Origin of the sequence: Noviherbaspirillum sp. UKPF54 (assembly GCF_007874125.1) — a bacterium.
In the GTDB taxonomy this organism is placed as follows: Bacteria; Pseudomonadota; Gammaproteobacteria; order Burkholderiales; family Burkholderiaceae_D; genus Noviherbaspirillum.
This window is the reverse complement of record NZ_CP040128.1, coordinates 932,364-959,015: the sequence shown is the minus strand read 5'-3', so window position 1 is coordinate 959,015 and position 26,652 is coordinate 932,364. Positions and strand designations below refer to the sequence as shown.

Below are 26,652 nucleotides of genomic sequence, written 5' to 3'. Positions count from 1 at the left end.
TATTTCAGCGCAGCTTGCTGGCCGCCGATGCCAGCGCGGTAATCTGTTTCCAGTCGCCGTTCCGGATTGCTTCCTTCGGCGTCAGCCACGATCCGCCAACGCAGGCGACGTTCTTGCATGCAAGGAATTGCGCTGCCGTTTCCTGTGAAATGCCGCCGGTCGGGCAAAACATCACGTCCGGCAGCGGCCCCGCGATGGCGTTGAGCATTCCGACACCGCCTGCCGGAACCGCCGGAAACAGCTTCAGCTGCCGGAATCCCGCCTCGCGCGCCATCATCACCTCGGACGGCGTCATCACGCCCGGCAGCAGGGGTAAGCCGCTCGCTTGCGCCGCCTCGATCATGCGCGGCGTCAGCCCCGGCGACACGCCGAACACCGCGCCCGCGTCGCGCGCGGCGGCGAACTCTTCCGGCCGGGTCAGGGTTCCCACGCCGACGATCGCGCCCGGCACCTGCTCGGCCATGGCCCGGATCGCCGCCAAGCCATGCTCGGTGCGCAAGGTCACTTCCAGCACCCGGATGCCGCCCTCGACCAGCGCCTTGGCAAGGGGGACTGCATGTTCGATGGCGTCGATTGCGATCACCGGAATCACCGGCGAGGCGCTCATGATTTCAAGAAGTGTCATGGTTTTCTTTCCATCGGACGGGAGAACAGGAAATCTTCATCCGAGTAAGCCTCGGATTGCGGCACGGCCAGGCAGTTGTCCGTTTCCTCCGGCATGTGCAATGGCGGCGGCAGGCCGAATGTCGCGGCGCCCTGCTCTGCCTCGCTCACCGCATGGCGGAAGGTGGCAAACAACTCGCGTCCCATGCCGACATGACTGGCCGACAGGTTCGCCGTGGCGATGGTGCGCGTGTTCCATTCCGTATCCGGCACCAGCGCCTGCAGCACGCCGGCGTCGGCATCGAGCCGGATCAGGTCGCCGTCGCGCACGCGCCCCAGCGGTCCGCCGGCCAGCACTTCCGGCGACACGTGGATGGCGGCCGGCACCTTGCCCGACGCGCCGGACATGCGGCCATCTGTCACCAGCGCGACATGCCGCCCGGCGTCCTGCAGGTTGGTGAGCGCGGGCGTGAGCGCATGCAGTTCCGGCATGCCGTTGGCGCGCGGCCCCTGGAAGCGCACCACCGCCACGAAGTCGCGGTCGAGCTTGCCCGCCTTGTACGCGTCCATCAGCGCTTCCTGCGAATCGAACACCAGCGCCGGGGCTTCCACCACGCGGTGCTGCGGCTTGACGGCGGAGACCTTGATGATGGCCCGCCCCAGGTTGCCGGACACCAGTCGCAGCCCGCCATCGGCGGAAAACGGTTCCTTCGCGGGCCGCAACACGCCGAGATCGCCGCTGGCGTCCGGCGCCGGCCGCCAAACCAGCGTCTCGCCCTCCAGGAACGGTTCGGCGCAGTGCGCGCGCAAGCCTTGTCCCATGACGGTCGTCACATCGTCGTGCAGCAAGCCGGCATCCAGCAGTTCGCGGATCACGAACGGCGGACCGCCGGCCGCCTGGAAATAATTGACGTCGGCTTCTCCGTTCGGATAGATGCGCGCCAGCAGCGGCACGACCGCGGACAGCTTGTCGAAGTCGTTCCAGTCGATCACGATGCCGGCCGCCTTGGCCACCGCGATCCAGTGCAGCGTGTGGTTGGTGGAACCTCCCGTCGCCAGCAGCGCCACCACCGCATTGACGATCGACTTCTCGTCGACCACCCGGCCGACCGGGATGTACGACTTGCCTTGCGCGCTGATTTCCACCGCGCGCTTGCCGGCGGCGGCGGTCAGGGCCTTGCGCAGCGGGGTATTGGGCGGCACGAAGGCCGCACCCGGCAAGTGCAGGCCCATGACTTCCATCAGCATCTGGTTGCTGTTGGCGGTACCGTAAAAGGTGCAGGTTCCCGGGCCATGATAGGACTGCGATTCCGACTCCAGCAGCTCGTCGCGGCCCACTTTACCTTGCGCATACAACTGGCGCACCCGCGCCTTTTCGGAATTGGAAATCCCGGTCGTCATCGGGCCGCCCGGAACGAACACCGCCGGCAGGTGGCCGAAATGCAAGGCGCCGATCAGCAGCCCCGGCACGATCTTGTCGCAGATGCCGAGGTAGACCGCCGCATCGAACATGTTGTGCGACAAAGCCACCGCTGTCGCCATCGCAATCGTGTCGCGCGAGAACAGGGACAATTCCATGCCCGGCTGGCCTTGCGTGACACCATCGCACATGGCGGGCGTGCCGCCGGCGAACTGCGCCACGCCCCCCGCCTCGCGCACGGCGTCCTTGATAATCGGAGGAAAGTGCTCGAAGGGCTGGTGCGCGGACAGCATATCGTTGTATGCCGACACGATCGCCACCGAAGGGTTGTGCAACTGCTTGAGCTTGAGCTTGTCGTTGGCGGGGAAGGCCGCGAAGCCGTGGGCGAGATTGGTGCAGGCCAGTGCGGCGCGATGCACGGTGTTGCCGCGTGCCGCATCCAGGCGCGCCAGATAGGCGTTGCGATAGGGGCGGCTGCGCGCGGCGATCTGCTCGGTGACCGCCTTCAGAACAGGATGAAGAGCCATGGAAGCATTCCTGCGGAAGAATTATTTTTGAAATTTTACTACATTTTAATTGCCGATCCAGAACTACGTTTTTCTGCGCGCCATTTCTGCACTCTCGCTCAGAAAATCCGCTGAAATATCTGCCGGGAGAGAATCGGAGCACAACCGGAATGCAAGCTCCTGAGCAAGCGCAAAACGTGTTCAAAGATGCAAATAAATTGTAGTGAATTTACTTAAACCTGATGTATAGTTAAACAAATCGAATTCTCCGATCGCCCGCCATGCACTCGTCATCGCCGACCTCATCGCTGATCAATACCCCAGCCTTCCAGGCTCTTGCCGCGCATTACGCCGAAGCCAGGGAATGGCATATGCGCGCCCTGTTTTCGCGGGAAGAGGACCGCTTCGACCGTTTCTCCATCGAAGCGGCGGGCCTGCTGCTGGATTACTCGAAGAACCGGCTGAACGCAACGACGGTGCAACTGCTCACGCGGCTGGCGCATGAGCGCGGCGTGGAAGAACGGCGCGCGGCCATGTTCGCCGGCGAAAAAATCAATGTCACCGAACATCGCGCCGTCCTGCACGTTGCGCTGCGCATGCCGCGCAACAGCATTCTGATGGTAGATGGACAGAATGTGGTGCAAGAGGTTCATGCGGTGCTCGATCATATCCAGGCATTCAGCGAGCGCGTGCGCTCCGGCGCCTGGACTGGCCATACCGGCAAGGCGATCACCGACATCGTCAACATCGGCATCGGCGGTTCCGACCTCGGACCGGAGATGGTTTGCCGCGCGTTGCGCCCCTTCATCCACCCGCGCCTGACCATGCACTTCGTGGCCAATGTGGACGGCCATGACCTGGACGCGGTATTGGCGAAGGTCAATCCGGACACCACGCTATTCATCGTCGCCTCCAAGACGTTTACCACGCGCGAAACGATGCTCAACGCGCAGTCGGCGCGCGAATGGTTCCTCGCCCGCGCCGGCGAAGCGGCATTGCCGAAGCATTTTGTCGCGGTTTCGACCAACACGAAAGCGGTCAGGGATTTCGGCATCGATCCGGAAAACATGTTCCCGTTCTGGGACTGGGTCGGCGGGCGTTACTCGGTGTGGTCGGCGATCGGGTTGCCGGTCGCGCTGGCCATCGGGTTCGACGGCTTCGCCGAATTCCTCGGTGGCGGCCATGCCATGGACCAGCACTTCCGCAGCGCGCCGCTGGAACGCAACATGCCCGTGCTGCTGGCGATGACCGGCATCTGGTACCGCAATTTGTTCGGCAGCACGTCGCTGTCGATCGCGCCCTACCATCAGGACCTGAGCCAGTTCCCCGCTTACCTGCAGCAACTCGAAATGGAAAGCAACGGCAAGTGCGTGACGATCGACGGCGCCGCCGTGGATTATTCCACCTGCCCGGTCATCTGGGGCGATGTCGGCACCAACGGCCAGCACGCCTATTTCCAGCTGCTGCACCAGGGAACGACGATGGTGCCGGTCGATTTCATCGCAGCGCTGAAACCGGCACACGACCTGCCCGGCCATCATACCGTGCTGCTGGCAAATTGCTTTGCTCAATCGGAAGCATTTATGCGCGGCAAAACTACGGAAGAAGTACGGGCCGAAATGCGGGCCCAGCAGATCGCCGAAGCCGAAATCGATGCCTTGCTGCCGCACAGGACTTTCCCCGGCAATCACCCCAGCAATACCATCCTGATGGACACGCTGGCGCCAGCCACGCTGGGCGCATTGATCGCGTTGTATGAGCACAAGACCTTCGTGCAAGGCGTCGTTTGGGGCGTCAACAGCTTCGACCAGTGGGGTGTGGAACTGGGCAAGGTGCTGGCGAAAACGATCGAAACGGAATTGACCGGCAACACGCATGCGAAAGCGCACGACAGTTCGACCAATGCGCTGATTGCGCGCGCCAGGGAAGCACTGGGACACTGACGCCTGGAACAGGCCGTGATGCGTCATCGCGCGGATTCGCGCTTTCTGCTCGCCTACGTTCAAAAGTCGCCTAAACTAAAAAGTCATTGATCGTCGGCTTCTGTTAACCCAAATCAATCTCACATCATGGCCCTTACAGATTTTGACCTGGCCCTGTTTGGCGGCAGCGGCGACCTCGCAATGCGCAAGCTGTTGCCGGCCTTATACAACCGCGAGCGCTGCAAGGATATTCCCTCCACTGCCCGCATCATCTGTATCGGACGGCACGAATGGAGCCGCGAGGCATTCCTGGCTGAGGTCGAGAAAAACGCGAAGCCGCATATCGCGTCCGGCAATTTCAGCGAAACGGCGTGGAACGCGTTCTGCGCACGCATCAATTACGTCGCGCTCGACGCGATGAACCCGGATTCCTACCGGGCACTGGTCGACGCCATGCGCACGGACACGACCGGCATCAACCGCGTGTTCTACCTCGCCACGCCGCCCAGCCTGTTCGCCACCGTCTGCCATAACCTCGCCGCCTGTGGCCTGGCCACGTCCAACTCGCGCGTCGTACTGGAAAAGCCGCTGGGGCGCGACCTGGACAGCGCCAAACAGATCAACGAAGAAGTCGGCCGCGTCTTTTCCGAATCGCAGATCTTCCGCATCGACCATTACCTTGGCAAGGAAACGGTGCAGAACCTGCTTGCACTGCGTTTCGGCAACGTGCTGTTCGAACCCTTGTGGCGGCGCGAATGGATTTCCGATGTGCAAATCACGATCGCGGAAGAACTGGGCGTCGGCAACCGCCTCGACTATTACGATACCGCCGGCGCCTTGCGCGACATGCTGCAGAACCACCTGCTGCAACTGCTGTGCATCGTCGCCATGGAGCCGCCGGTGGCGGCCACGCCGGACGCGGTGCGCGACGAAAAGCTGAAGGTGCTGCGCTCGCTCAAGCGCTTCACGCCGCACATGCTGGTGCAGAACGTGGTGCGCGGCCAGTACCGCTCCGGTTATGTCGACGGCGTCGCCGTGCCCGGCTACCGCAAGGAACCGGGCGCCAACCCGGCCTCGCGCACCGAGACCTTTGTCGCGGTCAAGGCCGAGATCGAAACCTGGCGCTGGGCCGGCGTGCCCTTCTACCTGCGCACCGGCAAGCGCATGGCCGACCAGCTAGCCGAGATCGTGGTGCGTTTCAAGTCGATCCCGCACTCGATCTTTGCGCAGCCCAACAGCAGCTTCCAGCCCAATTCCCTGATCATCCGCCTGCAGCCCGACGAAGGCCTGCAGCTGAACCTGATGGCGAAGACGCCCGGCGACGGCATGCGCCTGCGCCCGGTCGAGCTGGAACTGGATTTCCGCGAAACATTCAAGCAGCCGCGCATGGAAGCCTACGAGCGCCTGCTGCTGGACGTCTTGCGCGGCCAGCTCACCCTGTTCATGCGCAGCGACGAACTGGAAGCGGCGTGGGAATGGGTCGAGCCCATTCTCAACTACTGGGAACAGGAAGGCATCGAGCCGATGCCCTACACCTCGGGCACCTGGGGACCGGCGGCGGCCAGTGCCCTGATCGGGCGCGACGGCTTGCAATGGCGCGAGGAATCGCTGCCGGAAGAATTATAAAAAAACAGGTTTTCAATGCTGCTTGACTCGATCCGCACCCAGCTCGACACCCTCTCCAAGTCGGAGAAAAAAGTTGCCATGGTTGTCTTGAAAAACCCCGACCTCGCGGTGTCCGGCAACATCACCGCGCTGGCCAAGAATGCGCAAGTGTCGGAACCGACCGTGGTGCGCTTTTGCCGCGCGCTCGGCTGCGACGGCTGGCATGAATTCAAGCTCAAGCTGGCGCAGGGCCTGGCGCTGGCCTTGCCGCCGGCCGATGAATCGATGGCGCAGGGCGACCTGGCGTCGGACCTGGTCAACAAGATCTGCAGCCGCTCCATCAATACCCTGCTCGACCTGCGCAACAACCTCAAGCCGGCCGCCATCGAACAGGCGCTGGAACTGCTGGCGCGCGCCAACAAGATCGAGTTTTACGGACAGGGATCGTCGGGCATCGTCGCCACCGACGCGCAGCACAAGTTCTTCCGCTCCGGCGTGCCCACCGTCGCCTACGCCGATCCGCACATTCACAGCATCTCTGCCTCGCTGCTGCAAAAAGGCGACGTGGTGGTGGCGATTTCGCAGCGCGGCAACAGCACGGCGCTGCTGCGCAGCGTGCAACTCGCGCGCAAGGCGGGCGCCGACGTGATCGCGCTCACGCCCAGCGGCACCCCGCTGGCCGACCTGGCGACGGTACTGGTGCCGATCGACCTGAGCTTCAATATCGACCCGTACACGCCGATCTCGGCGCGCCTGGCGCACCTGGTCGTGATCGACATTCTTGCCGTCGGACTGGCCTTAAAGCGCGGGCCGGAATTCCGCAAGAAGATGCAAAACGCGCAAAAGGCGCTGCAAAAATACGACTTGCAATTCGACGCCTACTACCGGCACGCGCCCAAGGCGTAACGGAGCGCGGACTGATGCATATCTAACAAGCAAGAATTAAGCGTTGTTCCGAGTGACAATCTGGGTATGATCTACGTTTTCCCCTCTTCCTGCGCCATTCGCAACCAGATTCCATGAACCAGCTCGAACAACTGAAACAGTACACCACCATCGTCGCTGACACCGGCGACTTCCAGGCCATGAAAGCCTTCGCCCCACGCGATGCGACCACCAATCCGTCGCTGATTCTCAAGGCGGTGCAAAAGGATGAATACAAGCCGCTGCTCGAACGGGCAGTGCGCGACCATGGCGGCAAACCGATCGCCGAAATCACCGACCATCTGTTGGTGGCCTTCGGCCTGGAAATCCTCAAGCTCATTCCGGGGCGCGTTTCGACCGAGACCGATGCGCGCCTGTCGTTCGACACCGAGGCCACCATCGCCAAGGGCCGCGCGCTGATCGCGCTGTACGAAGCCGCGGGAATTCCCCGCGAGCGCGTGCTGATCAAGATCGCCTCGACCTGGGAAGGCATCCGTGCCGCGCAAGTGCTGGAGCGGGAAGGCATCCGTTGCAACATGACGCTGCTGTTTGCGCTGCCGCAGGCGATCGCCTGTGCCGATGCCGGCGTGCAGCTGATCTCCCCGTTCGTCGGCCGCATCTACGACTGGTACAAGAAATCGATCGGCCAGGAATACAGCGGCGCGGACGATCCGGGCGTGCAATCTGTCAAGCGCATCTACGACTACTACCGCAAGTTCGGCTACGAGACCGAAGTGATGGGCGCGAGCTTCCGCAACACCTCGCAGATCACCGAACTGGCCGGCTGCGATTTGCTGACCATCAGCCCCGAACTGCTGCAAAAACTCTCGGAAAGCGATGCACCCGTGGTCCGCAAGCTGAGCCCGCAGCAGGCGCAGGGTTCGGACCTGCAAAAGCTGGACCTGGACGAGAAGGCATTCCGCTTCATGCTCAATGAAGACGCGATGGGAACGGAAAAGCTGGCCGAAGGCATCCGCCTGTTCTGCGCGGATGCGGTCAAGCTGGAAAAGATGATCGCCGCCCTGCGCTGAACGCTCGTCCTAGATTCAGCCCGCCGCTCGCCGGCTTGAATGAAGGGCGTTACCGGGATGCGTTCGCCACCGCATCCGCCATCGCGAGCGAGCCGGCGTCGCCGGCCGCCCGCAAGCCCTGCTCCACGCTGACACGGTTTGCAAGCGGCTGGTTCTGGCTGAGCTTCCATTTGCCGATCAGCCTGTCGATCGGGATTTCGATCCCGACCACCGCCGCCAGCAATTTTTCAATGAAATCGTCCGGCGCGTCCGAAAGCTTCCACGGCTCCGGCCGCGCCGCCTCGAAGCTGTCGCTCATCCTGGCGAGATGGGCGCGCAGCCATGCCGGATCGTCGACCGCACGCAACCGGCCGTAGGCGTGCACCACCATGAAGTTATAAGTCGGCACCACTTTTCCCCCTTCCTGCTTGGTCGCATACAGCGACGGGCTGATATACGCCTGTGGCCCCTGGAAAACGGCCAGTGATTCAAGGTCCGCCGACGCGTCGCGCCATACCGGATTGTTGCGCGCAACGTGGGCGCGCAAGGTGCCGAACCGTCCAGCTCCGGGATCGATCTCGAACGGTATGTGATTGGCGTTCAAGCCGCCCGCGTCGAGCGTCACCAGCGTGCCGAGCGGATGCGCGCGCATCAGCCGGTACAGCTGTTCCGTGTCGGTTTCTTCGAAATGTTTTGGCAGGTACATGGTCGTTAATGGAAAAGGCTGCGGTTGCTCGGGTGCGACGGGAGTCAGGCCTGCCGCTTGATGATCCAGCCGTTCGGCACCGCCTCGAAGCCGGCCTTCGGGTAATACTCCATCGCCGATGGCGCCGCCAGCAATAGCAGCATCGACTGCGCGCCGACGGCGTCGCTCACGCGCTTGATCAGTTCGCGGCCGATTCCGCGGCACTGGTATTGCCTGTCGACCGCGAGGTCGGACAGGTAACAGCAGAAGCTGAAATCGCTCAGAGCCCGGGCCACGCCGATCAGGCGATCGCCGTCCCAGGCAGTGATGAGTACATTGGCATGTTCCAGCATGCGCGCCAGGCGCGGCAGGTCGTCGGTCGGGCGGACAATGCCGGATGCATCGAATACCTCGGCCAGCTGTTGCGGCGAGATGGGCCGCTTGTCGTCGTAACGGATGTGCGTCATGTCCTTGCCTGTCGTTGTGAATCAAGATACAGATTACCCATTGCATTGGCTTTCTCAAAGTGCCAATAAATGGTATTTTTCAAATACCAATTCCGCAAACACCGGATAAGACCGATGTATGTCGCCCAATTCCTGACCACCCTCAGGCTGGATTCCTCCGCGCCGACGCCGCTGTTTCGCCAGCTTTACGCCGCAATCAAACAGGCGGTCCTCGCAGGCCAGCTGCAATCCGGCATGCAGCTACCGCCCACGCGCGAACTATCGACACTCGCGGGAGTGTCGCGGCAGACGGTGCTCAACGCCTACGAGCTGCTCGTGGCGGAAGGCTTCCTGACAGGAGCCGTCGGCAAAGGCACGTTCATCAGCGCCGGCTTGCCGCTCGCAGCACAATCCGAGCAACCGATTCCGGGCGCCCCGCCACCGTTGCTGCGCCCCCTGTCGCCACGCGGCCAGCGCTTTGCCGGTGCGCGCGTGCGCCTGAACGTGCCCAGCGGAGCACCGCGCGCCTTCAGGCTGGGCATGCCGGCCACGGACGTGTTCCCGTTCGATCTGTGGGCGCGGCTGGAGTCGCGCAGGTGGCGCCGGCCGTCGTACCAGCTCGGCTACGACGATCCGGCCGGCTACCCGCCGCTGCGCCGCGCGCTTGCCGCCTACGTGAGCGCTTCGCGCGGCGTGCGTTGCACGGCGGAGCAGATCGTCATCACCTCCGGATCGCAGCAAGGCCTGTTCCTGGCGGCGTCGATGCTGCTCGCGCCAGGCGATGCCGCGTGGGTGGAAGAACCGGGTTACCGCGGCATGATAGCGGCGCTGCATGCGACCGACGTGCGCGCCTGCCCGGTGCCGGTCGATACGGATGGATTGTGCGTGGCAGCGGGAGCGGCGACTTTTCCCGACGCCAAACTGGCATACGTCACCCCCTCGCACCAGCTTCCGCTGGGCGTCACGATGAGCCTGCCGCGCCGCCTCGCCCTGCTGGAATGGGCGGCGGCCAGCAAGGCCTGGGTCATCGAGGACGATTACGACAGCGAATACCGCTACACCGGCCCGCCCGTGGCGTCGCTGCAAAGCCTGGACCAGGCCGGCTGCGTGATCTACATCGGCACATTGTCGAAGATCCTGTTTCCGGGCCTGCGGCTCGGCTATATGGTGCTCCCCGCCGGACTGTCAGAGGCGTTCGCGCATGGCAAGGCGATCATGGACCGCCACACGCCCACCGTGCCGCAGATGGTCCTGGCCGATTTCATCGCAGAGGGCCATTTCAGCCGCCATATCAGGCGCACCAGGGAAGTGCATGCCGAACGGCGCGCGGCCCTGCTCGACGCGCTGAACGACTATCTTGCGCAGGAGCTGGAAATCGGGCCGGCGGACGCCGGGCTACACCTCGCCGTCACGTTCCGCGATGCGCTTGACGATCGCGCAATCGCGCATGCGGCGCTGCAAAAGGGAATAGAAGTGCGCGCGCTGTCGCAAACCTGCCATTTCACCGGGCCTCCTGGCGGCGGCAAGCCGCTATCGGGATTGGTGCTGGGATTTGCGCCGGTGCCGGCCGCGCAGTTGCGGCAAGGTGTCCTGACGCTGCGCGAAGTCGTGCGCAACGCCTGACCGCGGCCACCTATCAGAGCGAATTGATTGTCTGCGCAAGGGAGGTCATGTTAGGCAGAGAAGCGCAGCCGTACGTGAGGTGCGGCGAGCATCGCAGGCCTAAGAGTCCCCCCTTTCATAGACGGGCACCTTGCTCTAGCCAAACACGCGTCCGAGCGTGAAATACCCGAGCAGGAACAGCGCCAGAGCAATCGCGAACTGCTTCCAGAAATCCTTGTTCATGCGTGGCTCCTAAATGACGCGCTCGTTCTTCAGCTGCGCGATATGCGCGTCGTCGAATCCGAGCGCGCGCAGCACTACGTCGTTGTGCTCGCCCAGCGCCGGGCCGAGCCATCGGGTTTCGCCGGGCGTCTCGGACAACTTGGGCGTGATTGCCGGCAGCTTGAGCGGCGTGCCGTCACTGAACGCATGCTGCTCGATCATGCGCCGCGCCAGGAACTGCGGATCGCTCATCATGTCGCGCACCGAATAGATTTTCCCGACCGGGACATCGGCCGCCTTCAGGATCGCCAGCGCCTCGTCGATGTGCTTCGTGTCGCACCAGGCCTGGATTGCGCCGTCGATTTCCTCCGTGCGCGGCACGCGGCCGTCGTTGCGCGCGAGTTGCGGGTCGTTCGCCATGTCGTCGCGGCCGATCGCACTCATCAGACGCTTGAAGATCGCGTCACCGTTGCCGGCGATGACGATATTCTCGCCCTCTTTCGTCGTATAGGTATTGGACGGCACGATGCCGGGCAGCGCGCCGCCGGTGCGTGCGCGCACCACGCCGGCATAGTCGTATTCCGGCACCATCGACTCCATCATGTTGAACACGGCTTCGTACAACGCCACGTCCACCATCTGCCCCTGGCCCGCCACGCATTCTGCGCCGGTCTTGCCGTTCCAGCGCCCGCCGGTCACATCGCGGTGGCGCAGCGCCATCATCGCGCCGATCACGCCATGCAAGGCGGCCAGCGAGTCGCCGATGGAAATGCCGATGCGTACCGGCGGGCGGTCCGGATGCCCGGAGACGTAGCGCAGGCCGCCCATCGATTCGCCGATCGCGCCGAAGCCCGGCAAGTCCTTCATCGGTCCGGTCTGGCCGTAGCCCGACAGGCGCACCATGATCGTCGCGGGGTTGATTTTCCTGAGGTCTTCGTAGCCGACGCCCCATTTTTCCAGCACACCGGGGCGGTAGTTTTCAATGACGATGTCGGCGTCCAGCGCCAGGCGCTTTGCGATATCCTGGCCGCGCGGGTCTTTCATGTTCAGCGTGACGCTCTTCTTGTTGCGCGACTGGACCGACCACCACAGCGAGGTGCCGTCCTTGAGCACTCGCCACTGCCGGATCGGGTCGCCGCCGTCGGGCGCCTCGATCTTGATTACATCGGCGCCGAATTCGGCCAGCATGCGCGAACAAAACGGGCCCGCGATCAGCGTGCCCAGTTCCAGTACCTTGATGCCGGCCAGCGGACCGGAGGATTTTTTTTCCGTCATGTCGATCGCCGGTCCAGCATCGCGCGGGCGATGGTGCCCGCGTCGACATATTCCAGTTCGCCGCCGACCGGCACGCCGCGCGCCAGCCGGCTCACCTTCAGGCCGCGCGCCTTGAGCGTCTCGCTAATGTAATGCGCGGTGGCCTCGCCTTCATTGGTGAAGTTCGTCGCCAGCACAACTTCCTCGACCTCGCCGTCGGTGGCGCGCGCGATCAGCTTTTCGAGGTGGATGTCTTTCGGGCCGATGCCGTCCAATGGCGACAGGCGCCCCATCAGTACGAAATACAGTCCCTTGTAGGTCAGCGTCTGCTCGATCATCAGCTGGTCGGCCGGCGTCTCCACCACGCACAGCAGGCTCGCATCGCGCGCGCTGTCGAGGCAGGTTTCGCAGACCTCGCTTTCGGTGAAGGTGTTGCACCTGGCGCAGTGACGGATCTTCTCCACCGCCTGCGTGAGCGCGCGGCCAAGCATGGCCGCGCCGTCGCGGTCGTGCTGCATCAGGTGATAGGCGATACGCTGCGCGGACTTGGGCCCGACGCCGGGCAGGCGGCGCAATGCTTCGGCGAGGAATTCGAGGCTGGAGGGTGATTTCACTGATCGGTGTCGTGGCTATGGCTGGCCGGCACCGGGCCGCCCAGCCCAAAACATCAGAACGGCATCTTGAAGCCGGGCGGCAGCGGCATGCCGGCGGTCAAGCCGGCCATTTTTTCCTGCGAAGTCGCTTCCGCCTTGCGCACCGCGTCGTTAAAGGCGGCGGCCACCAAGTCTTCCAGCATGTCCTTGTCGTCGCCCAGCAGGGACGGGTCGATCGACACGCGCTTGACGTCGTTCTTGCAGGTCATCACGACCTTCACCATGCCGGCGCCGGATTGTCCTTCGACTTCGATCGAGGCGAGCTGCTCCTGCATCTTCTTCATGTTGTCCTGCATCGCCTGGGCTTGCTTCATCAGTCCTGCCAGTTGGCCCTTCATCATGGTCGTACTCCTGTTCGTTAGTGAATTCGTTGGGAATGTGTTGATTAAGCGGGCCGGATCGATCCCGGCACGATGGTTGCGCCGAATTCGCGCACCAATGCCTGCACGAACGGGTCGCGCTGCAGGTTTTCTTCCGCCTGGCGCTGCCGCGCTTCGCGCTCGGCCACCGCCTGTGCATTGGCGGTATGCTCGACAGCGCCGATTTCAGTCTCGACCCGGACCGGCTTGCCGAAATGTTCGCTCAACGCCGCCGTCAGCTTCTCGACGGCACCGGCCGAACGCAGCGTTTCCAGCGGAATCCGCAACTGGAATTGCGCGCCCTCTCCCTGCACATCGCAGCGCAGCAGTTCGCTTTGCTGCGCCAGCTGCTGCACCACGCCGCGCAAGGGCAGCGACGCGGCCAGCGCCGGCCAGTTGCCGTCCCAGTTCAGGGCGGGAACCGGGGTCGGATCGGGCGCCCTTTGCCTTGGCGCGGGCGCCGCTTGCACCGGCCTTTCCGTCACCGCGACCGCCGCGCCCGCACCGTTCAGTGCGGCTGCGTCGGCGGGCGGTTCAGTTTTTTTTTGAGCCTCCGCCTCCATCGCTTCGGGCACGGCTCGTTCCCTTGCCTGTGGCATTTCCTCTTCCCACGGCGGAGGCGCGCTCGGCGGCTTGGGCGCGATGCTCGCCGCAGGCGGCATCTTGCCGCCATTGCGCGCGGCTTCCAGCGCGGCGCGCGCCGGGCTCATCGCACCGGCGGGCCGCGCCACCGGCGCGCTTGCCGTCGCCGCCTGGGGCGCGGCGCTTAACCTGGCAACCGCGCCGGCGACGGCCGGCGCGGGAGCTGCCGACGCAGGCGCCGCCGCCGGCTTCGCTTCCGCCGCGCCGATTCCCGGCCTAAAGGCCAGCATGCGCAGCAAGGTCATCGAGAATCCGGCATATTCATCCGGTGCCAGGCTCAGTTCGTTACGCCCGTGCACCGCGATCTGGTAAAACAGCTGCACTTCCTCGGCATCGAAACACCCCGCCAGGCGCAGGATATCCTCGCGCTCGGGCACGTCGTCGGGAACCGCTGCAGGCACGGTTTGCGCCAGTGCGATCCGGTGCAGCAAGGTGCCGAGGTCCTGCAATGCCGCGTTGTACGACAGGCTGCGCGTTGCCATTTCATCTGCCACTGCCAGCAATCCGGCGCCATCCTTGGCTGCCAGCGCATCGAGGACGCGGATCAGGTAGGACTGGTCGAGCGCGCCGAGCATGCCCTGCACCGCTTCCAGCGTCACCTTGCCAGCGGCATAGGCGATGGCCTGGTCGGTCAGCGACAGCGCGTCCCGCATGGAACCATGCGCTCCCTGCGCCAGGAGGCGTAGCGCCGGCGCATCGAATTCGATGCTTTCCTGGCCGAGGATGTTTTCCAGATGCCCGACGATATGGCCGGGCGGCATCTGCTTCAGGTTGAACTGCAGGCAGCGCGACAGCACGGTGACCGGTATCTTTTGCGGGTCGGTGGTCGCGAGAATGAATTTCACATGCTCGGGCGGCTCTTCAAGCGTCTTGAGCATCGCATTGAACGCATGGTTGGTCAGCATGTGAACTTCGTCGATCATGTAGACCTTGAAACGGGCATTGGACGGCGCGTAAATCGCCTGCTCCAGCAATTGCGCCATTTCGTCGACGCCGCGGTTCGACGCGGCATCCATTTCAATATAGTCGACGAAGCGGCCAGCATCGATCGCGGTGCATGCCTCGCAAGTGCCGCATGGCTTGGCGGTAATGCCTGTTTCACAGTTGAGCGATTTCGACAGGATGCGCGACAGCGTGGTCTTGCCGACGCCGCGCGTGCCGGTGAACAGGTAGGCATGATGCAGCCGCTTTTGCTCCAGCGCATGCGTCAGCGCCCGCACGACGTGCTCTTGCCCGACAAGCGTGTCGAAACTCTTGGGGCGATATTTACGGGCCAGGACTTGGTAAGACATAAAGGCGCGAGAGGTTATTTATAAGACGCATTTTACCTGACAGCCCGGGCGAACTTACAGCTTGATCTTTGAATAGCCAGCAAGTTGCAAACGACAAATTCCTGAGGTACAGGTTCCTACATCGCTCCGCCGAGATAGCCGTGGACCAGCTCTCCCAGCTGGCGCCGGAACTCGGGCGTGCCGACGGCATGCGGCCGGCACATCAGCGTCTGGTACAGCAACCCGTAGACAGCGGCATGCAATACGTACGCCACGTCTTCCACGAGTTCGTCGCGAGGCGGTCCGGCGCAGGCGCGGATCGCCTGCCCCCAGATGCCGACGAAATGACGATACAGCACGCGATAAGCCTGCTCGTCCGATATCTGGCGCTCCAGGAAAATCAGCGCCGACCATTCCTCGGTCCGCTCCGTATGCAGGGCGACGACAGTATCCAGCAAGGCATCCACCATCTCCGCCAAAGGCTTGCCGCGCGCGGATTCGATGCACGCGAGCATCAGGTCGCCGACGGACTTGAAGCGCTGATGGATGCAGTTGGCCGCGATCGATTTTTTATTCGGGAAATATTCATACAGCGTTCCCAACCCCACTCCGGCAATCGCCACGATGTCGCGGATCGTCAAGCGGGCGTAGCCGCGCTCCAGCAAAAGCCGAACAAAGGCATCCAGAATCGCATTCTGCGTCACCCTGGAACGCGACTGCACCGGCTTGCGGCGCGGTTTTAAAGGGATATCAGCCACTTCCTGTCTTCCTGCAAAAGACGAACACCCGAACCGGCGCCAGGCGATAGACTTGAAAAATAATCCACGCCAGACAAGACAAGGAGACCCGCCATGCAATGGCCGACCCACGAAGTCACGAACCAGGTTCCGGAACTCGAAAACTACAATATTTACACCAGCGACCAGGCATTGCGCGAGGGCGTGCAGCGCGGCCAGGCACATTGGAACGAGGAAAACCTTATCAGATTCGGCGCCGAATTGGGCAGCAAGGAAGTGCTGGCACTGGGCGAGCAGGCCAACCGCCACTTGCCCGAACTGGTCACGCACGACCGTGTCGGCAACCGTCTCGACGCCGTGGAGTTCCATCCGAGCTGGCATCGGCTGCTCGGCCTGCTGCGGCAAGAAGGCTTGCATGCTCTGCCATGGATGCAGCCGCAGGCCGGCGCACAGGTGGCGCGCGCGGCAGGTTATTTCATGCAGGCGCAGGTGGAGGCTGGCTCGCTGTGCCCGACCACGATGACCTTCGCCTCGATTCCAGTCCTGCGCAACGAACCGAAGCTGTTCTCGATGCTGGAGCCGAAACTGTTTTCGCGCGAGCACGATCCGCGCGACCTGCCGCTGGAACAAAAGAAATCGATCATGGTCGGCATGGGCATGACCGAAAAACAAGGCGGCTCCGACGTGCGCACCAATTCCACCGTCGCCCGGGCGCCGGCTGGAACAGGACGCGGCGCCGACTATCTGCTGACCGGCCACAAATGGTTTTTCTCGGCGCCGATGTGCGACGCGCACCTGGTGCTGGCCCGTACCGACGCCGGATTGTCCTGCTTCTTCGTGCCGCGCTGGCGGCCGGATGGCAGCAAGAATGCCGTGCTGGTGCAACGGCTGAAAGACAAGCTCGGCAACCGCTCCAATTCCAGCAGCGAGGTCGAGTTCCAGGGTGCCTACGGCATCATGGTCGGCGAGGAAGGCCGTGGCATCCCGACCATCATCGAAATGGCGAATTACACCCGGCTCGACTGCGTCATCGGCAGCGCCGGCCTGATGCGCCAGGCTTTCGCACAGGCCGCGCATCACGCGCGTCACCGCAGCGCGTTCGGCAAGCGGCTGGCCGAGCAACCGCTGATGCGCAACGTGCTGGCCGACCTGGCGCTGGAAAGCGAAGCCGCCACCGTGCTGATGCTGCGACTGGCGCGCGCCTTCGAGTCGTCAGGTGATCCGCTGGAACGCGCATGGCGCCGCATCGTCACGCCTGCCGCCAAATTCTGGATCTGCAAGCGCGCGCTCGAATTCACTGGCGAATGCATGGAAGTCTGGGGCGGCAATGGTTACGTGGAAACCGGCCCGATGGCGCGCATGTACCGCGAAGCACCGGTCAACTCGATCTGGGAAGGATCGGGCAATGTGATGTGCCTGGATGTATTGCGCGCCGTCGAACGTGAAACGGAAGGTTTCCTGTTGCTGCTGAAACAATTCGATCAAGCCGCCGCACAACATCCTGGCTTGCGCACGCTGGTCCATGCCTTGCGCACTGATCTGGCAACGCCGCCGGAACAGCGCGAAACGCTCGCGCGGCGCTTCGTGCAAAGGCTGGTGCTGGCGGCGCAGGGAGCGCTGATGCTGGAACATGCCCCGACGCCGATTGCCGAGGCATTCATTGCCAGCCGTGTCGACCCGGATTGCGGCCGCGTCTATGGCACGCTCGCTGCGAGCGCCTTGCAACAGCGCATACTCGAACGCGCCTGGCCGGTTTGATTCAAGGGGGGGGGGAGAACAAGGAAAGGGGCGAGCCTGATCTGCGGCACTTGCGGGAAATGGCTGTGGCTGCTTCGTTCCCGACCTGACCAGGTTGACCATGCCGCAATGCGCAGGGGCCCGCCGACGGTTATTTTACCAGCAAAGCGCGGCGGACGCCGCGCTATTTGCCGGCCTTACAAGCCCACTTCCTGCCAGATACGGTCGACCTTGGCCTTGACTTCGTCCGTCATGGCAATCGGCCGTCCCCATTCGCGATCGGTTTCTCCCGGCCACTTGTTGGTCGCATCGATTCCCATCTTCCCTCCAAGGCCGCTGACGGGCGATGCGAAATCGAGATAATCGATCGGCGTGTTGTCCACCAGCGTGGTGTCGCGCACCGGGTCGACCCGGGTGGTAATAGCCCAGATCACTTCCTTCCAGTCGCGTACGTTCACATCCTCGTCCACCACGACGATGAACTTGGTATACATGAACTGGCGCAAAAAGCTCCAGACGCCGAACATGACGCGCTTGGCATGCCCTGGATACGCCTTTTTCATCTGCACCACCGCCATGCGATAGCTGCATCCTTCTGGCGGAAGATAGAAATCGGTGATCTCGGCAAACTGCTTTTGCAGCAACGGGATAAATACCTCGTTCAGCGCCACACCGAGGATCGCCGGTTCGTCCGGCGGTTTCCCTGTATAGGTCGAGTGATAAATCGGGTCGCGCCGCATCGTGATGCGGTCGATGGTAAATACCGGGAACCATTCCTGCTCGTTGTAGTAGCCGGTATGGTCGCCGTAAGGGCCTTCCAGCGCATGTTCATAACCGCTCGGGTGCGACTCGTCGGGATAGATGTGCCCTTCCAGCACGATCTCGGCCGAAGCCGGCACCCGCAGTTCGCTGCCGACCGCCTTCACCAGTTCGGTCCGACTGCCACGCAACAAGCCCGCAAATTGATATTCCGACAAGCTATCCGGCACCGGCGTGACCGCACCGAGGATGGTTGCCGGATCGGCACCAAGCGCTACCGCGATCGGATACGGCTTGCCGCGATTGACGATGCAGTGCTCGCGGAAATCGAGTGCGCCACCACGGTGCGCCAGCCAGCGCATGATTACCTTGTTGCGGCCGATGACTTGCTGTCGGTATATGCCCAAGTTTTGCCGCTTCTTGTGTGGTCCCTTGGTAATAACAAGTCCCCAGGTAATAAGAGGCGCGACGTCACCCGGCCAGCAATGCTGGATCGGTAATTTCGCCAGATCGACATCATTGCCCTCCCACACCACATCCTGGCAAGGAGCCGAACGCTGTTCCTTGGGCGCCATGTCCCACAGCGCCTTCACCATCGAACCAAGGCCAAGCACATCCTTAAAGCCTTTCGGCGGCTCCGGCTCCTTCAATGTCGCCAGCACGTGCCCGATCTTGCGCAACTCGCCGATGTCCTCGGCACCCATCCCGAGAGCGACGCGACGGGTCGTGCCAAACAGGTTGGCAAGCACCGGGATCGTATGGCCGGCCGGTTTTTCGAACAGGACCGCCGGACCACCCGCGCGCAAGGTGCGGTCACAGATTTCGGTCATTTCCAGGTAAGGCGATACTGCGGCCGAAGTGCGTTTTAATTCACCCAATTGTTGCAATTGGGAAATAAAATCCCGCAAATCTGAATATTTCATGATTTTTTACAATGTCTGAGGCTTGTTTCTATTTTTAAAATAGCGAACACAAGTCGTTGATTCTATTGGTTTTCTGCTGCATCGCAGCGAGATTTGCAGATTTAAAAGTTATATAGAATCAATTTGATAGTGTTGACTTGATATAAACAGGCACCTAAAATCTGCCCAGCTTGATGAGAGAGCGAGCCGGGACTGACGGTGACGCGACAAAGACTCTTATCGTTCACGGGATCGGGGCCCATTACATTTTAAGGAGTGTTATCGAAAGGCGTCTGCCTTCTTCCCCGAAAAAGTTGTTTGCCGCTGATACGGCGCCGTCAGGCAGCCGACAGCCCGGGGCAAACAATTCCGACGCCTGTTGCTTGCGCCATGCATGTCGACAGGCGATGTTTCTGATCACGACCAGCACCAGACGCTATGAGTAGTTATAGCGGCTGCTCTTGTGTGTTGTGACGATTCAGGAGGCTCTATGCTAAATCGATGTATCCGGGTAACGTTCGACTTTACCCGACGCAAGGCAAGCCAGTCGGCCGCCTGGGCGGTTTTCGCCGGCGACACCCTGCGCGGCTTTGTAACGACTGCGCACCACACGCTCATGATTCTGGGAATCATCGCCATCGCGGCGCTGGGCGCCATGTTCGTCAAACCTGAGCTGGCGGACCAGTTGCTCGCACTGTCCCCTTTTATCGAGGCAGATGCTGCGGAAGCCGAAAATACGGTGGCAACTGCGGAATCGGCTGAAACACCAGCGCCAGCCACCGCCCCAATCAAAGCGTCCAGCGAAGACGATAGCAAATTGCTCGCCAATTCACGTCAGCAGCAATGGGTTACCAGCTGGCTCTCCAAGCGTTATCGAGTTGCATCCGATGCCACGCACATGCTGGTATCGACAGCCTACATGACCGCCAAGGATATCAAGCTCGATCCGCTGCTGATCCTGTCCGTAATGGCAATCGAATCGGGATTCAATCCTTTTGCGGAAAGCCCGGTCGGCGCACAAGGCCTGATGCAGGTCATGTCGAAAGTTCATCACGACAAGTTTCAAGAGCTCGGCGGCGTGAAGGCCGCCCTCAATCCGGCTGCCAATATCCGTGTCGGCTCGTTGATCCTGAAGGATTATGTGACGCGTGGCGGTTCAATTGAGGCTGGGTTGAAACTATACGTCGGCGCAGGCGCATTCGATTCCGATTCCGGTTATGGGGCTCGAGTCTTGGCAGAATATCGACGCCTGAAAGACGTATCCATGGGCAAGAAGGTACCGGTCTCTACCGCTGCCGTTAAACCGCGCCAGCCGGAGATTAAGCCGAACGGCAATGCAGACGAGCCCACATCCGTGAGCGCATCGAAGGAATCCTTCACAAAGGAAGGCAAGCTGGCCGCATTGTAAGAATCGCTACAAGCTAATAAAAAAGGAGCCTGAGGCTCCTTTTTTATTGCTTATATACCTTGATGCAACTTGACTAGTGCCTGGCATCAAAAAAGCGGCGCAAGCGGCTAACCGCTTCCTCTAGGTTTTCCATTGAAGTTGCATAGGACAGGCGAATGTACCGGCGCGCCGTGTAGGGCCCGAAATCGAGCCCAGGTACCAGCACTACACCCGCTTGGTTCAGCATGTCTATCGTCAACCGATCCGCGTCATCCGACAAGGCCGAACAATCGGCATAGACGTAGAACGCGCCATCCGGCATCACCGGCACCTTGAAGCCAAGCTCACGCAGCATGGGAACAATGTAATCGCGGCGGCGCTTGAACTCCGCCTTACGCTGCTCATAGATGGCGATTGATTCCGGTTCGAAGCACGCTACCCCTGCATGCTGAGCAATACTCGATGCGCAGATGAACAGGTTTTGCGCCAGCTTTTCGATCTGCGGCACCATCTTTTCCGGCACCACCAGCCAGCCGAGCCGCCAGCCGGTCATGTTGAAATATTTCGAGAAACTGTTAATGACAATAACATCCTCGCCCAAGGACAATGCCGAGAACGGCTCCTGATCGTAGGTCAGCCCCTGGTAGATTTCGTCGACAATCGTAAAGCCATGCTTTTCCCGCACTGTCGCGACAATTTTCGCCAGCTCCTGATGCGGGATTGAGGTGCCGGTCGGATTGGATGGCGATGCCAGCAGCACGCCGCGGGTGGCCGCTCCCCAGTGTTCGCGCACCTCTGCATCCGACAGCTGAAAGCGCTGCTCCGGGCCGCTCGGTATCATCCTTGCCTCGCCATCGAAGGCCGCGACGAAGTGGCGATTGCACGGATAGGACGGGTCCGGCATCAATACTTCCGCCCCTTTCTCCACCAGCGCCGCACAGGCAAGCAGCAGGGCAGCCGAGGCTCCGGCGGTGACGATGATGCGCGACGGCGCGATCTGCAGCCCGTACACCCGCTGGTAATGGGCGGCAATCGCTTCGCGCAAGGCGGGAATGCCGGTGGCCGAGGTGTACTGCAACCGGCCGTCGGCCATGGCGCGCGCGGCAGCATCGATCACCGGCTGCGCCGCCGTGAAATCGGGCTCGCCAATGCCCATATGAATAATGTGGCGCCCCTGCCGCTCCAGTTCGGTCGCCATTTTTGCCAACTCCATCACATGGAACGGCGCAATATTGGCTAGGCGCGATGCGAGCGAGAAATCGAGGCTGGAGGAATTCATACGGAACGGATTGTTGCCGCAGGCTTTCCCCGCGGCTCGATGGGATTAATGCTTCTTCGCGTCGTCCACTTCGACATCGCGCACCTTGGCGGCGAACTTGTCGAGCACGCCATTGACATACTTGTGGCCGTCGATGCCACCGAAGGACTTGGTCAGCTCGACCGCCTCGTTGATGACCACCTTGTAAGGAATTTCGCGGTGATTGTTGAGTTCGTATGCGCCAATCAGCAGCGCAGCGTGCTCCACCGGCGACAACTGGTCGATCGGCCGGTCGATCAGCGGCGCCAAGCCTTCACGCAGGCCGGGCGCCTGCCTGATCGCGCCGTGCAACAGCGCATCGAAATGCTCGGCATCGGCCTTCTCGAAACCATGCGCTTCACGGATGTGCGCATCGATCGCGCCCGCATCCTCGTGATTCAACAGCCATTGATACAAACCCTGCAGCGCGAATTCGCGCGCGCGATGACGCGGCGTGCGATTCTTGTTCGGATTCGCGTGAACAGTCTTTTGGGTCATTACTTACTCTTCCTCAGTTACTTCGCCAAGCTCTTCCAGCGCAATCGCCAGGTTCGCCATTTCGACGGCGACACGCGCCGCATCCACACCCTTTTCCGCCATGCGCGCCTCTGCCTGCTCGTCGGTGTCGGTCGTCAATACCGCATTGGCAATCGGAATGCCGAAATCCAGTCCGACACGGGTAATTCCGGCGCCCGACTCGTTAGACACCAACTCGAAGTGATAAGTCTCGCCGCGGATCACGGCGCCGATGGCAATCAATGCATCGAATTGCTGCGTTTCAGCCATTTTTTGCAGCGCCAACGGAATTTCCAGGGCGCCCGGCACCGTCACATGCAATACGTCTTCGTCTGCCACGCCAAGATGCTTCAACTCGGCCAGGCAAGCCGACAGCAGGCCGTGGCACACGTCTTCGTTGAAGCGCGCCTGCACGATACCGACGCGTACGCCTTCGCCGCTCAAGTTACTTTCGTATGTTCCTACGGTCATGATGGTTCCTTTACACGCGACTGCGCTTATTGATTGTTGGCCAACACCCGGCATTCCACAAGCAAAAAGGAATGCCAGGTGCCGATATTCTTGAAAGTCCAGCCACCGGCCGCGTTGATGCGACAGATTTTATTGACTCGGCTTGTCCTGGTAGCCAGTCACTTCCAGGTTGAAACCCGCCATCGACGGCATCTTTCTCGGATTAGCCAGCAGCTTCATCTTGCCCACTCCCAGGTCCTTCAGGATCTGGGCACCAATGCCGTAGGTCCGCAAGTCCATGCGCGTTTCGCGCGCCTGCGGTTTTACATCGGGCGCGGCCAGCGCGGCGAACTGCGCGAACATCTGGTCGGCCGACTCTTCGCAATTGAGCAGCACCACGGCGCCGCGTTCGGCCGCCTTGACCGCTGCCATCGCCGATGCCATGTTCCAGGAATGGGTGGTGGCCCGGGTTTCGAGCAGGTCGAGAATCGACACCGGCTGGTGCACGCGCACCAGCGTTTCCAGCTCGGGCTTGAGCTCGCCATGCACCAGTGCCAGATGAGCGCTGCCGCTGGCCTTGTCGCGATAAGCGACCGCCTTGAAGTCACCGTGCGCAGTATGCATCACGCGTTCGCCGACACGTTCGACGATACTCTCGTGCTGGCTGCGATAATGGATCAGGTCGGCGATCGTGCCGATCTTCAGGCCGTGCTCCTGCGCGAATTCCATCAGGTCCGGCAGGCGCGCCATGGTGCCGTCGTCCTTCATGATTTCGCAGATCACCGCCGCCGGTGTCAAGCCGGCCATGTCGGCCAGGTCGCACCCTGCTTCGGTATGACCGGCGCGCATCAGCACGCCGCCCTTTTGCGCCTTCAACGGGAAAATGTGACCCGGCTGCACGATGTCGGAAGGCTTGGCATTCTTCGCCACCGCGACCTGCACGGTCTTGGCTCGGTCCGCGGCTGAAATGCCGGTGGTAACGCCTTCGGCCGCTTCGATCGATACCGTGAACGCCGTGCCGTACGACGTCCCGTTACGGGCAGTCATCATCGGCAGGTTCAATTGGTTGCAACGTTCTTCCGTCAGTGTCAGGCAGATCAGCCCGCGGCCGTACTTGGCCATGAAGTTGATTGCCTCGGGCGTCACGAACTCGGCGGCGAGGACCAGGTCCCCCTCATTTTCGCGGTCTTCTTCGTCGACCAGGATGACCATGTGGCCGGCGCGCAGCTCGGCGACAATTTCTTGTGTTGTTGAAATAACCATGACTTAAATCCTATGTAGCACGCTATTTTAAAGGATTTAGGCTGCTTCCAACTTTCAAGACCGCAAGTATCGACAGGTTTTGTCGCCTCGCGCCGCCCAGGCAGGCTATCGAACAGCCGAAAATCAGGCTTTCAGGCTCAGCATCCGCTCGACATAACGCGCAATCAGGTCGATTTCCAGATTGACCTTCACGCCCGGCTTCAGATGCTTGAGCGTGGTCACCTCGACCGTGTGCGGGATCAGGTTGATCGAGAACTCGCATGCGCTGGCACTATCCACGACGCGATTGACGGTCAGCGACACGCCATTCACCACGATTGAACCTTTATAGGCGAGATACTTGGCGAGATCCTTCGGCGCTTCGATCACCAGCTCCATCGATTCGCCGACCGGCTCGAACTTGCGCACTACGCCCAGGCCGTCCACATGGCCGGACACCAGGTGTCCGCCCAGGCGCTCGGCCAATGTCAGTGCCTTTTCCAGATTTACCTCTCCCAGCGCATCCAGGCCTGCGGTGCGGTTGAGGCTCTCGCGCGACACGTCGACCACGAAACCCTGATCTGTCTTTTGCACGACAGTCATGCATGCGCCATTCAATGCAATCGAGTCGCCGAGGGCGACGTCGGCCATCGGCAAGGCGCCGGCATCGACAGCGAGGCGCACGCCGGCATCGGCTTGACTGCCCAATGGAGAAATGGAAGTGATCTTGCCGACGGCGGCGACGATTCCGGTAAACATGCTTGAAATCCGATTAAATGAAACGAGCAAGGATACGCAAATCCGGTCCGATTTGCTTGACTTCGTGATACGACAACGTCTTCCTGCCATCGAGGCTGGCGAGCGCCGGCAAATCAAACAGGCCTTGCGCATCGCCCAACAGGCTGGGCGCGAGATAGAGCAGCAATTCGTCGACGCAGCCTTCGCGGATCAACGAACCGTTCAGCCTGAATCCTGCCTCGACATGCACTTCGTTGACCTGGCGCCTGCCGAGCTCAAGCATCAGCGCCGGCAAGTCCACTTTTCCATGGGCATTTGGAAGCACGATGACTTCGGCGCCGCGTTCGCGCAATCGCGCTTCCTTTTCGGGATCGCCATGCGCGGCAACGACCCATGTGCCACCGCCCTCCAATATGCGCGCTTGCGGGCTTATTTGAAGCTGGCTGTCGATGACGATACGGCGCGGCTGACGAGGTGTCTCGATGGCCCGCACGTTCAGTTGGGGATCGTCCGCCAGCACGGTGCCGATTCCCGTCAGCACCGTGCACGCGCGAGCGCGCCACCAGTGGCCGTCATCGCGCGCGGCACTGGAGGTGATCCACTGGCTATGGCCATTGTGGAGCGCCGTCTTGCCGTCCAGGCTGGCGGCAGCTTTCATCCGTATCCAGGGCTTGCCGCTACGCATGCGCGACATGAATCCGATATTCATGTCGCGGGCGTCCTCCTCCAGCACGCCGCAGGTCACGTCGATACCGGCGGCGCGCAGCTTTTCCAGGCCCTGCCCGGCCACCAGCGGATTGGGATCGGCGACTGCAGCAACCACTCTGGCCACGCCCGCCCTGACCAGGGCGTCCGCGCAGGGCGGCGTGCGCCCGAAATGGCTGCAGGGTTCCAGGGTCACATAGACTGTCGCACCACGCACGTCCGCGCCGCGACGGGCGGCATCATTGAGCGCCTGCACCTCCGCATGCGCCTGCCCGGGCGGCTGCGTATGCCCTTCGCCGATGACTTGTCCGTCCTTGACGATCACGCAACCGACGCGCGGATTCGGCGAGGTGGTAAACATGCCTTTCGACGCCCATTGCAAGGCGCGTTCGATGCCTTGCCGATCGCTGGTAATTTCCACGGGATTGACTATGTTCGGTTATTGAATTCGATGCCGGCGTCCTGCGCAGGCCGGCTCCATTCTATCGCCAAAGACGAATCGATCAGTTGCTCAGCAACTGGCACCGTCGGTGTCCGGATTGCAGACACGCGGGCGCCCCAGGAAATTCAGCTTGATCTTCCTGGTCTGGCTGCCGAGCTTGAACGTGAAGGAGCCGAATTGCGTAGTCTGGCTGCTGGAATTGGTGCGCGTGCGGCCGGAGCCGGTATATGCCAGATATTGTACTTTTGAATCGGTCAGGCTGGCCGCAATGCTCGTTCCGCGCGCCGCCTCATGAGAAAAGACGATCCGTTCGCGACCATCCGGTCTCTGGTTCCCGTTTTCATCGATGAAGACCACCCAGCCCTTGGACCAGTCGCCAGCCGCATCCTTCGGAACAAGATCGACCCGTGCGCCCAGCCGGATTGCCTCCGAGCGGGCTAGATAGATCGCGGCGAAAAAATCATTGACCGTCGTCGCTATCCGTTGGCGCTCGATCATGTCCCGGAAGCTGGGTGCGCCGAGCGATGCAAAAATCCCGACGATGGCAACTACAATCAGCAATTCCGGCAGCGAGAATCCATCGTTCCATCCTGCATGCCTGATGACGACCCGCATG

Annotated in this window: 24 protein-coding genes and 1 other RNA gene; 7 read left to right on the top strand and 18 right to left on the bottom strand. The window is 61.8% G+C overall.

Annotated elements, in window-relative coordinates:
• Positions 1-4: 4 nt before the first annotated feature.
• On the bottom strand, positions 5-625 hold the full coding sequence (locus FAY22_RS04565; RefSeq protein WP_146329117.1) for a bifunctional 4-hydroxy-2-oxoglutarate aldolase/2-dehydro-3-deoxy-phosphogluconate aldolase: 621 nt from the start codon (positions 623-625) through the stop codon (positions 5-7).
• Positions 622-2,550, bottom strand: coding sequence for a phosphogluconate dehydratase (edd, locus tag FAY22_RS04560; RefSeq protein WP_146329116.1), 1,929 nt, complete (start codon positions 2,548-2,550; stop codon positions 622-624). The genes FAY22_RS04565 and edd overlap by 4 nt, the downstream gene beginning before the upstream one ends.
• A 260-nt stretch (positions 2,551-2,810) precedes the next feature.
• Here edd and pgi point away from each other — a divergent pair, with 260 nt between their 5' ends.
• The 4 genes from pgi (at position 2,811) to tal (ending at position 8,011) form a co-directional block, all read left to right on the top strand.
• Positions 2,811-4,472 (top strand): glucose-6-phosphate isomerase, encoded by a 1,662-nt coding sequence (gene pgi / locus FAY22_RS04555; protein WP_146329115.1) that lies wholly within the window; start codon positions 2,811-2,813, stop codon positions 4,470-4,472.
• 126 nt (positions 4,473-4,598) lie between these two features.
• The gene (gene zwf, locus FAY22_RS04550) at positions 4,599-6,077 is read left to right on the top strand and encodes a glucose-6-phosphate dehydrogenase (RefSeq protein WP_146329114.1); all 1,479 of its coding nucleotides are present in this window, start codon (positions 4,599-4,601) and stop codon (positions 6,075-6,077) included.
• Between the two features lie 15 nt (positions 6,078-6,092).
• A complete protein-coding gene (locus tag FAY22_RS04545) occupies positions 6,093-6,962 on the top strand; it encodes an SIS domain-containing protein (RefSeq protein ID WP_146329113.1) in 870 nt (289 codons plus the stop codon).
• 113 nt (positions 6,963-7,075) lie between these two features.
• Positions 7,076-8,011, top strand: coding sequence for a transaldolase (tal, locus tag FAY22_RS04540; protein WP_146329112.1), 936 nt, complete (start codon positions 7,076-7,078; stop codon positions 8,009-8,011).
• 49 nt (positions 8,012-8,060) lie between these two features.
• Here tal and FAY22_RS04535 read toward each other — a convergent pair whose 3' ends face one another.
• Positions 8,061-8,696 (bottom strand): FMN-binding negative transcriptional regulator, encoded by a 636-nt coding sequence (locus FAY22_RS04535; protein ID WP_146329111.1) that lies wholly within the window; start codon positions 8,694-8,696, stop codon positions 8,061-8,063.
• A 44-nt stretch (positions 8,697-8,740) separates the two neighbouring features.
• A complete protein-coding gene (locus tag FAY22_RS04530) occupies positions 8,741-9,142 on the bottom strand; it encodes a GNAT family N-acetyltransferase (protein ID WP_146329110.1) in 402 nt (133 codons plus the stop codon).
• 114 nt (positions 9,143-9,256) lie between these two features.
• Between FAY22_RS04530 and FAY22_RS04525 the strand changes: the two genes are divergently transcribed.
• The gene (locus tag FAY22_RS04525) at positions 9,257-10,744 is read left to right on the top strand and encodes a PLP-dependent aminotransferase family protein (RefSeq protein WP_146329109.1); all 1,488 of its coding nucleotides are present in this window, start codon (positions 9,257-9,259) and stop codon (positions 10,742-10,744) included.
• A 231-nt stretch (positions 10,745-10,975) separates the two neighbouring features.
• On the opposite strand, the gene FAY22_RS04520 is transcribed toward FAY22_RS04525, so the two are convergent.
• The 5 genes from FAY22_RS04520 to FAY22_RS04500 all read right to left on the bottom strand — a co-directional run bounded on the left by FAY22_RS04520 (position 10,976) and on the right by FAY22_RS04500 (position 15,882).
• Entirely contained in the window at positions 10,976-12,220 is a 1,245-nt protein-coding gene (locus tag FAY22_RS04520; RefSeq protein WP_146329108.1) for a CaiB/BaiF CoA-transferase family protein, read from the bottom strand.
• Positions 12,217-12,813 (bottom strand): recombination mediator RecR, encoded by a 597-nt coding sequence (gene recR / locus FAY22_RS04515; protein WP_146329107.1) that lies wholly within the window; start codon positions 12,811-12,813, stop codon positions 12,217-12,219. The genes FAY22_RS04520 and recR overlap by 4 nt, the downstream gene beginning before the upstream one ends.
• Before the next feature lie 53 nt (positions 12,814-12,866).
• The gene (locus FAY22_RS04510) at positions 12,867-13,193 is read right to left on the bottom strand and encodes a YbaB/EbfC family nucleoid-associated protein (RefSeq protein WP_040039770.1); all 327 of its coding nucleotides are present in this window, start codon (positions 13,191-13,193) and stop codon (positions 12,867-12,869) included.
• Positions 13,194-13,237: 44 nt separating this feature from the next.
• Complete coding sequence (gene dnaX / locus FAY22_RS04505) at positions 13,238-15,145, bottom strand: DNA polymerase III subunit gamma/tau (RefSeq protein ID WP_146329106.1); 1,908 nt, start codon at positions 15,143-15,145, stop codon at positions 13,238-13,240.
• 116 nt (positions 15,146-15,261) lie between these two features.
• On the bottom strand, positions 15,262-15,882 hold the full coding sequence (locus FAY22_RS04500) for a TetR/AcrR family transcriptional regulator (RefSeq protein WP_168204771.1): 621 nt from the start codon (positions 15,880-15,882) through the stop codon (positions 15,262-15,264).
• 93 nt (positions 15,883-15,975) lie between these two features.
• Here FAY22_RS04500 and FAY22_RS04495 point away from each other — a divergent pair, with 93 nt between their 5' ends.
• Positions 15,976-17,619, top strand: coding sequence for an isovaleryl-CoA dehydrogenase (locus FAY22_RS04495; RefSeq protein WP_146329104.1), 1,644 nt, complete (start codon positions 15,976-15,978; stop codon positions 17,617-17,619).
• Positions 17,620-17,645: 26 nt separating this feature from the next.
• Here FAY22_RS04495 and ffs read toward each other — a convergent pair.
• Together ffs and ubiD are read right to left on the bottom strand one after the other, a co-directional pair.
• Positions 17,646-17,744, bottom strand: an RNA gene (gene ffs / locus FAY22_RS04490) — signal recognition particle sRNA small type.
• A gap of 51 nt (positions 17,745-17,795) precedes the next feature.
• Positions 17,796-19,280: a 4-hydroxy-3-polyprenylbenzoate decarboxylase gene (gene ubiD / locus FAY22_RS04485; RefSeq protein WP_146329103.1), complete on the bottom strand. Its 1,485-nt coding sequence runs from the start codon at positions 19,278-19,280 to the stop codon at positions 17,796-17,798.
• 469 nt (positions 19,281-19,749) lie between these two features.
• Here ubiD and FAY22_RS04480 point away from each other — a divergent pair, with 469 nt between their 5' ends.
• Positions 19,750-20,667: a lytic transglycosylase domain-containing protein gene (locus FAY22_RS04480; protein WP_146329102.1), complete on the top strand. Its 918-nt coding sequence runs from the start codon at positions 19,750-19,752 to the stop codon at positions 20,665-20,667.
• Positions 20,668-20,740: 73 nt separating this feature from the next.
• Here the strand turns inward: FAY22_RS04480 and FAY22_RS04475 are convergent, their stop codons facing one another.
• The 7 genes from FAY22_RS04475 to FAY22_RS04445 all read right to left on the bottom strand — a co-directional run bounded on the left by FAY22_RS04475 (position 20,741) and on the right by FAY22_RS04445 (position 26,651).
• Entirely contained in the window at positions 20,741-21,925 is a 1,185-nt protein-coding gene (locus FAY22_RS04475; protein WP_146329101.1) for a pyridoxal phosphate-dependent aminotransferase, read from the bottom strand.
• Between the two features lie 45 nt (positions 21,926-21,970).
• A complete protein-coding gene (nusB, locus tag FAY22_RS04470) occupies positions 21,971-22,441 on the bottom strand; it encodes a transcription antitermination factor NusB (RefSeq protein ID WP_146329100.1) in 471 nt (156 codons plus the stop codon).
• Between the two features lie 3 nt (positions 22,442-22,444).
• Positions 22,445-22,930, bottom strand: coding sequence for a 6,7-dimethyl-8-ribityllumazine synthase (ribH, locus tag FAY22_RS04465; RefSeq protein WP_146329099.1), 486 nt, complete (start codon positions 22,928-22,930; stop codon positions 22,445-22,447).
• 129 nt (positions 22,931-23,059) lie between these two features.
• Positions 23,060-24,172 (bottom strand): bifunctional 3,4-dihydroxy-2-butanone-4-phosphate synthase/GTP cyclohydrolase II, encoded by a 1,113-nt coding sequence (ribBA, locus tag FAY22_RS04460; RefSeq protein WP_146329098.1) that lies wholly within the window; start codon positions 24,170-24,172, stop codon positions 23,060-23,062.
• Between the two features lie 123 nt (positions 24,173-24,295).
• The gene (locus tag FAY22_RS04455; RefSeq protein WP_146329097.1) at positions 24,296-24,910 is read right to left on the bottom strand and encodes a riboflavin synthase; all 615 of its coding nucleotides are present in this window, start codon (positions 24,908-24,910) and stop codon (positions 24,296-24,298) included.
• A 13-nt stretch (positions 24,911-24,923) separates the two neighbouring features.
• Positions 24,924-26,015 carry a bifunctional diaminohydroxyphosphoribosylaminopyrimidine deaminase/5-amino-6-(5-phosphoribosylamino)uracil reductase RibD gene (gene ribD / locus FAY22_RS04450; RefSeq protein WP_146329096.1) on the bottom strand — a complete coding sequence of 364 codons (1,092 nt, stop codon included), beginning with the start codon at positions 26,013-26,015 and terminating at the stop codon, positions 24,924-24,926.
• A gap of 90 nt (positions 26,016-26,105) precedes the next feature.
• Positions 26,106-26,651: a GspH/FimT family pseudopilin gene (locus FAY22_RS04445; RefSeq protein WP_246860655.1), complete on the bottom strand. Its 546-nt coding sequence runs from the start codon at positions 26,649-26,651 to the stop codon at positions 26,106-26,108.
• Position 26,652: the final 1 nt, after the last annotated feature.